The 8,154-nt window shown below is 62.6% G+C and carries 5 protein-coding genes; all 5 read right to left on the reverse strand.

Translation table 11 applies throughout. The features are described 5' to 3' along the window. Positions 1-283: 283 nt before the first annotated feature. Positions 284-2,251, reverse strand: coding sequence for a hydantoinase B/oxoprolinase family protein (locus EOC06_RS27405; protein ID WP_127380462.1), 1,968 nt, complete (start codon positions 2,249-2,251; stop codon positions 284-286). A gap of 3 nt (positions 2,252-2,254) precedes the next feature. Next, positions 2,255-4,282: a hydantoinase/oxoprolinase family protein gene (locus EOC06_RS27410; RefSeq protein ID WP_128309244.1), complete on the reverse strand. Its 2,028-nt coding sequence runs from the start codon at positions 4,280-4,282 to the stop codon at positions 2,255-2,257. Positions 4,283-4,385: 103 nt separating this feature from the next. Beyond that, positions 4,386-5,366 carry a helix-turn-helix domain-containing protein gene (locus EOC06_RS27415; RefSeq protein WP_127317809.1) on the reverse strand — a complete coding sequence of 327 codons (981 nt, stop codon included), beginning with the start codon at positions 5,364-5,366 and terminating at the stop codon, positions 4,386-4,388. A gap of 443 nt (positions 5,367-5,809) precedes the next feature. After that, positions 5,810-7,144 carry a sorbosone dehydrogenase family protein gene (locus EOC06_RS27420; RefSeq protein ID WP_128309245.1) on the reverse strand — a complete coding sequence of 445 codons (1,335 nt, stop codon included), beginning with the start codon at positions 7,142-7,144 and terminating at the stop codon, positions 5,810-5,812. 38 nt (positions 7,145-7,182) lie between these two features. Further along, positions 7,183-8,154: c-type cytochrome (locus EOC06_RS27425; protein WP_128309246.1), on the reverse strand; the 972-nt coding region annotated here is incomplete at its 5' end.

Here is an 8,154-nt window from a genome sequence, read left to right on the forward strand (position 1 = left end):
GCCGTGGATCACGCATCATCCAGGTGCCGCCGGCAAGCACCGCCGCGCCTTGCCGGCGTGCGGCCATTGCCTCTTCAATCGTGCTGGCTGCGGTGAACGATCGTTCCACGCTTGGTGCCATCTGTCATACCCCTCGGAAGCAGCCAACTTTCGCGGCGCTGCAGCATTGTTGCTCCAGCTTTAGGCTCCTGTGAAATAGTAATTCTTTGAATATCGTATCGAAAAAACAGATAACTCGGGCATCCCGCGAGCGCCCGCAAGATTGCGGCGCGCTCGTTAGTGCTCAGACCCAGTGGGCGACGGTCCGTTTCTCAAAACTTTCCCGGAACTGGGCGGTGGTTTTGGGGAGCAGTTCGCCAGTCTCCCAGTCGAGGATCACGGCATAGTGCCGAACCGCATCGAGCGTATCGATCTCGCCGGAGCGGTATTTGCGCGCGACCTCCTCGGGATCCATGCGTGCCCAGTCCTTCCGTTTCGCCCGGATGTCGGCACGGCAGGCTTCGGTTGCCGTCCCGTCGATTTCGTACTGGCACAGGTCGCGGTCGATTTCGCGGATCACCACGCCGTAGTCAGTCCTGGCGCGCTCCAGGGAAACGTAGTCGTCGATCACGTCCTCCATCACCTTGCGGGGCTCGCGCTCCAATGGATCGCCGAAACCGCCGCCGCCGGCCGTCGGACGAGCGAACTGGTCGCCTGTGTGGACGGAGTAATCGGAGAATACGGAGCCGAGCCAAATCTCGGTCTCTTCTCCGGCGCGCTTCATGGTCAAGCCGTGGGGCATCGACGGCAGGCCTCCTTCGACACCCCAGACGACAGCGCGCTCACGGTCGCAAATATAGGACATGACGGCATTTTCAGCCTCAAGCAGCAACGAAGTCTTCTGCACGCCGACGCCGCCCCGCCATTTGCCGGGCCCGGCTGAATCCTGCTTGATCTGGAACTCGAGTGTCCGAGTGGGATTCACCCGCTCGTTGCCTTCGTTCGGCTGCGACATCAGCCCGGTTCCGAAGCAGGCGGTGGTGACATCGGCACCATCCTTGCCGTTGCGCCCGCCCCAACCGCCGGGCAGCCATTCGTAGAACATGAAGATCGGCTTTTCGGGTTTGCGCGCGTCCCGTCCCCCGGCCAGCAGATATTCGAGGTTGAAGGCGCAGGCGATAGCGCGTTCGGGCATGATCTTCGACCACATCTCGAAGATCGCGTTCATGATCTTTTCGAACGGCATCAGGAACCCGGTCACCGCCACCGGCCATTCCGCGCTGACGATGCTGTTCTTTGGCGCGGTCACCTCGATCATCCGGTAAAACCCGCTGTTGAGTGGAAGGTCCGGAAAGAAGGTCTTCATGCCGGCGACCACGGCAGAGAAGGTCGCGCCCGGGGCGGAATTGTACATCGAGGCAATGGTCGAATGGCTTCCCGTAAAATCGTAGTGGATCGTGTCGCCCTTGATCGTCATCTTGATGCGGATCGGGATCATGCCTTCGCCGGCACCGAGATCCCGGTCGATGTAGTCGACCGTCTCCCAAGTGCCGTCGGGCAGCTCCGCGAGACGCTTTCGCACCGCACGTTCGACGTAGTCCTGAACCTCCTCCATCCCGCGCATGACCTGGCCGCGTCCGTACTTCTTGACCAGCCGCAACAGTTCGCGCTCGGCGGCCTGCGTCGCCTGCGCCTGGGAATGTATGTCGCCAATGATCGATGCGGGATCGCGCGTGTTGGCCGCGATCATGTTGGCGACGTCGGAGCAGAAGCGGCCGCGCTGGAAAAGGCGCAACGGCGTGATCCGCAGGCCTTCGCGGAACATGTCGCGGGCGGTGACGTCGAAGGAACCCGGCACCGAGCCGCCGAGATCCGACCAGTGGCCGTTCGACTGGGAGAAGCCGATCAGTTTGTCTTCATCGAAGATCGGCCGGACGAGCCTAACATCGCTGAAATGCGTACCGCCGGCATAGGGATCGTTGATTGCGTAGACGTCACCGGGTGCCATATCGCCTTCGAAGACCCGGATCACCTCCTTGCACGTGTTGTGCAGTGTGCCGACATGGACCGCGATGTCGTAGTTGCCCTGGGCGACGGAGTTGCCATCGGCGTCGTGCAGGGCATTCGAAAAGTCTCGGTTGTAGATGACGAAGGAATAGCAGGTGCGAAGCATCTGTTCGGCCATCTGGTCGACGGTGGTGATGAAGGAGTTCTTCAGCACCTCGAACGTTACCGGATCGAGGCCAGGGCTCGTTTCAATCAGCTTTGTCATGTCTCAGCCTTTCGTCACGATGAGAATGTTCAGGAAGCCGTCGACGGTCGCGCTCATTCCCGGCGGAACCACGGTGGTGGAATCGAACTGTTCGACGATGGCGGGTCCCGCAAAGGCAGCGCCGGCCCTGAGTTGGTCGCGTTCATAGACAGCCGCATCATGAGATACGCCGTCGAACCAGACGCCGCGGCGGCCGAGCGGCTCGGGCACATGAGGCAAGACTTCATGCCGCGGCATCTCGGCTTTCGGTACGATGCCGATCGCCTTGACCGCGATGCGGAAGATCGACACCGGCGCCTCTTCGCGGCGGTAGTTGAACTCGCGTTCGTGCTCGTTGTGGAATGCCTCTATCAGCGAGCAGATGCTCTCGATCCGTGCCGGGGCTGACACCGCGAGCGAGCGCCACTGGCCCTGGTACATCATCTCGACCGTACGCTGCAGCGCCATGTCTTCGCGCGCCACGCCCTCATGGGTCAGGCGCTCAACGGCCTGTTCTTCCATCAGAACAAAGGCCGCCTGCATCTCGGCGGGCGAGACCGTCGAAGCATCGGCCATGAAGCTTTCGGAGAAATCATGCTGCACGTCGACGAGAAGGCAACCGAGCGCGGAGGTGACGCCGGGATTGGGTGGCACGATCACGGTTGGAATCGAAAGCTCCTTCGCCACGGCCGCTCCGTGCAAAGCGCCTGCACCGCCGAATGCGACGAGCGCAAAGTCGCGTGGGTCATAGCCCCGGCTGATGGAGAGAAGCCGCACGGCATTGCCCATGTTGGCGTTGGCGACGGCGATGATCGCCTCGGCCGCCTGGTGGAGTTCCATGCTGAAGGGTGTCGCCACAGTCTCCTGCACCGCCTGGGCGGCCAGGGCGGGGTCGAGCGTGATCTTGCCGCCCGCAAGGCTGGTGCCGAGACGGCCGAGCACGACATTGGCATCGGTGTTGGTGGCGGTGCGGTTGCCATTCTTGTAGCAGGCCGGGCCCGGAAAGGCGCCGGCGGACTGCGGTCCGTTGCGCAAGCTGCCGCCCTCGTCCTGCCATGCCAACGACCCGCCGCCCGCGCCGATGGTCAGCACCTCGATGGAGGGGAAGCGGATGGGGTATCCGAATTCGATGTACCAGTCTTTTGTGATGCGCGACTCCCCGTTCCATGCGAGCGAGACGTCGGTGCTGGTGCCGCCCATGTCGAAGCCGATCGAGTTCGGGAAGCCACAGAGATTTCCGATGAAGCGGCTTGCGATCGCGCCGGCAGCGATGCCGGATCCCGCGAGCCGGGCCGAGAAATCCCTGACGCTCGCGGGCGTCATGACCCCGCCACCGCTGTGCAGCAACAGGAGATCTCGTTTGTATCCGGCGGCCGCGAGCTTTTCTCCGAGACGCGACACGTAATCGACGACGACCGGGGCGCAGACGGCGTTGGCCATGGTGGTGGAAAAACGTTCGTGCTCGAAGATTTCCGGCATCACCTCCGAGGAGATCGAGACCGGCAGATCCGGCATGGCCTCCTTCAGAATCTCACGCATGCGGCGCTCATTGGCGCCGTTGACATAGGAGTTCATGAAGCAGACGGCGATGGACTTGACCTGCCGTTTGACGAGAATTTCCGCGACGCGATGAGCGGCCTCTTCGTCCAGTGCTTCCAGGATCGTGCCCTCGGCACTGACCCGTTCCCGGACTGTCAGCCGGTCGCGGCGCGGGATATACGGCTTGGCGACATCCTTGTAGGTGTCCCAGAGGTCTTCCTTGTTGGCGCGGCGGATCTCGACAACATCACGGAAACCCTCGGTGCAGACCATTGCGGTGCGTGGCAGGCGGCGGGTGATCAGCGCATTGGTGGCGACCGTCGTACCATGAGAGAACAGCGTCACCTCCGAAAGATCGATGCGGCCCTGCTCCACGCCATTCATGATCGCCTGCATGGGATCGTCAGGCGTGGAGGCGGTCTTCTCGATGCGGATCGCGCCGCTGTCTTCGTCCATGATGCAGATGTCGGTGAAAGTCCCTCCGACATCGACGGCAACTCTTATTCTGCTCATGACAGTTCCTTCGCGGGATATTTGCGGGCAAGGCCCGGCTTTCGCCGCCCTTGCCGGGGCGGCGTCGCAATAGATTATGGAATTGGCCCGGATTTCGCCGGGTCTAGTGCCGCTCTCTTGAGGTCGAAGCGCGGCCTGCCCGGTTCGCTGCTTCGCGACGGGTATCGGTCGGTGCGCAACCGAACCGCGTCCGGTAATGCTTGCAGAATTGAGACTGGTCGGCAAAGCCCCAGCGGTAAGCAATCTCGGCAACGCTGCTGATGTTGGTCACCGACATCAGTTCCTCGGCGCAAAGTTCAAGCCGGGCGTCGCGGATGAAGCCGTTGATCGACTGGTTGCTGTCCTGAAAAAGAACCTGCAGGTAACGCAGGGAAATCCCGCAGGCATCGGCCACCGCCTGCGGGCCGAGGCCGGAATTCTTCAGATTGTCGCGAATATACTGCTCGGCACGATGCAAATGGCCGGCCCGGATCGACGAGATGCTGCTGTCCAGCACGCGATCGTCGCTCACGATCGACAGGCACAGCATTTCCAGGATGTGCCTGCCCATCATCTCACGAGCGACTTCAGTGATCTCATCGACATGGCCGATCGTGGTTCGCACCGTGTCGAGGAAGAGCGCGGCGACGCCCTGGGTCGCGTCGAAACTGAGCGCACTGAGCCGTTCGGCAGACCCGATCCGCGCCCGAACGCTCGACGATGGCACCTTCAGGACCCACAGCGCGTTTGGCTTGCCGTGCCAGAATTCGTAAGGCGCGTCTCCCCTCTCAACGAGGAAGCCCCCCGGACCGCAATTGACGGTCCTCGACCCTTGCGAGAAATTCACCTCCGACATCTCCGGGATGGTGATGAGCAGGCTGGCGTCACGTTCGTTGAGGAAGTGGCGGCGATGGCGGCGATAGCTTACGGCATCGCAGCGCATTTTAGACACGCTGACGAGCCCAAGCGAGAAGGTTTCCAGCGTGCCCGAAAATTCACGACGGTTCCGATACTCGGTGTCGAGCGGAAAATAGGCTTCGGTAACAGCGGCTTGCCAGGCATCACCGCCTGTGGGACCGCCGATCGTATCGACGACGTATTTCATTCCCCGACCTTTCTGGTTGGCCCCGGTTAGCCCGGTGTTTTTCTGAAGATTACAGGAATCCGCCGGCGCGTATTGGTCAAAAACGAATAAACTTATGTGGCCGCTTGGCCCAAGGGCCGGAGCTCGCGACGGTTTCAGTTATCGTCACGGTCCTGGTGTGCAGTTGATCAAACCAGCCTTGGGCGGGCAAACCGCAAGCCAAATTGGAACCATGCATCGGCCTCGACCGGCTCGTGCACCTTGGGCACGGTCGTCGCCGTGTTTGGTTTCGCGCGATGAGGATGGCGGGACACAGCGCGCACCCGAAACTTCTTCGCCAGGCAACTTTGCGCGAGCCCGCGGCCGAGAAACCCTGTTCCGCCAAAAATGGCGCCGATCCGCTCGGCTCCTCGGTCGTTTTGGCATGAGCCCACCCGTTCCACGCGCCGAAGCGATGCGCCGGCCTAGTCGGCCGCCGGGACAACCCGCCAAATCTTGTTGCCCACATCATCCGCGATCAGCAATGCGCCAGTTCGGTCGATGGCAACGCCAACCGGACGGCCGAATGCCTTGTCATCGTTGCTCAGAAATCCGGTAAGCACGTCCTGCGGCGGCCCCGACGGCTTGCCGTCGGCAAACGGCACGAAGATCACCTTGTAGCCGCTTCGCGGCATGCGATTCCATGAACCATGCTGGCCGACAAAGGCGCCATTCTTCATGTGCGGGCCGAACAGGTCGGCGGTGTTGAAGGTGAGCCCAAGCGACCCGGTGTGCGCCCCGAGTGCGTAGTCGGGCACGATCGCCTTGCCGACGAGGTCCGGACGCGGTGGCTCCGCCCTGACATCGATGTGTTGGCCGAAATAGCTGTAGGGCCAGCCGTAGAAGGCGCCATCCCTGACCGATGTCATGTAGTCGGGAACGAGGTCGCTGCCGATCTCGTCCCGCTCGTTGACGACCGCCCAGAGTTCCCCGCTTTCAGGGTTCCAGGAGAGGCCGTTCGGGTTGCGCAGACCCGACGCAAAGAGCCGCGTCTGCCGCGTAGCGAGGTCGATTTCATGCACGGCGGCGCGGCCTTCTTCCTCCTCCATGCCGTTTTCGCCGACATTGGAGTTGGAGCCCACGGTGGCATAGAGCTTCGTTCCGTCCGGACTGGCAATGACGTCCTTGGTCCAATGGTGATTGCGGCCGGCCGGAAGGTCGACGATCTTCTCGGACGGAGCAGTGATCTCGGCGTCGCCATCGCGATAGGGGAAAGCGACGACCGAGTCGGCATTGGCGACATAGAGCTTGCCGTCGAGCAGCGTCATGCCGAAGGGCGAGAAGAGGCTGCTGAGGAGGACTGTCCTGGTCTCAGCCACGCCATCGCCGTTCTCGTCGCGTAACAACGAGATACGGTTGGCGCTCCGCACCTCGGCGCCGGCCCGGCTCTGGAACAGTTTCATGAACCAGCCACGTATGGAAAAACCTTCGTCAGGTTTTGGCGGCGCATTGCTTTCGGCGACCAGCACGTCGCCATTGGGCAGCACGTGCAGCCAGCGCGGATGGTCGAGGCCGCCAGCGAATTCGTTGACGGCGAAGCCTTGGGCGGCGACCGGCATCTTGCCCTGGGGCCAAGGGGTCGCCTCGGCAACGTGGACCGTGGGTATCCAGGTCGGATTGGGTTCGGCAAGCGTCGGGTTTGGACCGTAGGTCTGCTCGATCGGAACGGTGGCCTGTTCGCGCGAGAAGAAGAACAAGCCCGCCCCCGCGATTACGACGAAGGCGACAATGACGAGTAAAACGCCGAGAATTTTTCGCATCAGATATTCCCGAAGATTGGGACAGTGACGTAACGCCATCAGGGCGTTCCGGTTGCGGCGGCACGCGACATTTGCGCGAAATAGGCGGCCAGTGCGGCAATATCTTCGTCCGAGAGGTTTTTAGCAGCGTTGCGCATCAGATGGGCGAAGCGCGTGCCGCCGCGCTTTTCCTCCCGGAAAAGCTCGAGCTGGGTCGCAATGTATTTGGCGGGCTGTCCGGACAGTTCCGGATAGATGGGGTTGCGGTCCGGACGACCGTGGCAACCCAGGCATGCCGGAACGTCGCGCTCCGGGATGCCGCGTCGCGCGATCTCATCGGCACGCGCGATCCGGGCACGGTCCGGTTGCGTCGACGTTGCAGGCGCAGGCAGCGCGGAAAAATGCCGCGCGAGATCGGCGAGGAGTGCAGGGTCGACAGCGGTGACAGAAATTCCCATGACACCGCTCTGGCGGTGGCCGGTAGCGTAGGCTCTCAAACTCTCAAGAAGATAGGTTTCGCGCTGAGAGGCCAAGACGGGCGTTGCGGGGCTCCGGCCGAGCCCGTCCGTGCCGTGGCAGCGGGTACAGTCGGCGAGTGCGCGTTCGAGGCCTTGTGTTTGGCCAGTCGACGGTTCGCTACTGCCATAAGCAAGGTCGCGCCACCGCGCCTCGTCCATCATCGGCAGTTCGCGCAGGAAGGCGACCATCGCCCAGACTTCATCGTCGCGCTGCTGCGTCGGCCAGGCCGGCATGCCGGTGAAGCGCACGCCGTGCTGGACGATGCGGAAGAGTTCGGCGTCCGTCCATTCGCCGACCTTGCCGGCAAGGTCCGGCGGCTGCGGCAGCATCGCAAGGACGGCGGGCGACCGCGGTTCGCCGGGCGCACCGTGGCAGATGGCGCAGCCGCGCGCGAAATGGCCGGCAGCCGGCTGAATAGCGTAGCGCGGCAGCTCGTCCGGCACCTTGACCGTGAGTGCGTATGTCCGCACGGCCGAGCGCATCGCGAAGTGCAGGAACCATTCGGTCACCTT

Origin of the sequence: Mesorhizobium sp. M7A.F.Ca.MR.362.00.0.0, from assembly GCF_004023175.1 — a bacterium.
In the GTDB taxonomy this organism is placed as follows: Bacteria; Pseudomonadota; Alphaproteobacteria; order Rhizobiales; family Rhizobiaceae; genus Mesorhizobium.

Excerpts from the sequence above, each read along its gene's own strand:
- EOC06_RS27405 (WP_127380462.1), bottom strand. The coding sequence starts at position 2,251 with ATGACAAAGCTGATTGAAACGAGCCCTGGCCTCGATCCGGTAACGTTC.
- EOC06_RS27410 (WP_128309244.1), bottom strand. The coding sequence starts at position 4,282 with ATGAGCAGAATAAGAGTTGCCGTCGATGTCGGAGGGACTTTCACCGAC.
- EOC06_RS27415 (WP_127317809.1), bottom strand. The coding sequence starts at position 5,366 with ATGAAATACGTCGTCGATACGATCGGCGGTCCCACAGGCGGTGATGCC.
- EOC06_RS27420 (WP_128309245.1), bottom strand. The coding sequence starts at position 7,144 with ATGCGAAAAATTCTCGGCGTTTTACTCGTCATTGTCGCCTTCGTCGTA.